This window comes from Pantoea sp. SIMBA_079 (genome assembly GCF_046940275.1).
In the GTDB taxonomy this organism is placed as follows: Bacteria; Pseudomonadota; Gammaproteobacteria; order Enterobacterales; family Enterobacteriaceae; genus Pantoea; species Pantoea borealis.
On the sequence record NZ_JAWRYR010000743.1, the window covers coordinates 1 to 246 of the forward strand.

Here is a 246-nt window from a genome sequence, read left to right on the forward strand (position 1 = left end):
GTCAGCGCGTCAGCCAGCCGTTCGGCCACTTTTGCGACCAGGTGTTCCAGCGGCAGGCCAGCGGGCGTCAGTGCAAGCACATCGAGCACGAACCTGAGAATCGCCTCGTAGGCGACGTGCAGGAGATCGTTGGCGTGATATACGCTCCACGCGAAACAGCGTTCGTCCTCGGTCGAGGGAACGTCATCGAATGCTTCGCCGTCCGCGTTTCGCCCGGCATAAAGCGTCCAGCGCACCTGCTCCACG

Annotated in this window: 1 protein-coding gene; it reads right to left on the reverse strand. The window is 63.0% G+C overall.

Features of this window, described 5'->3' with window-relative positions:
* Positions 1-246: hypothetical protein (locus SB719_RS21935; protein ID WP_412160001.1), on the reverse strand; the 246-nt coding region annotated here is incomplete at both ends.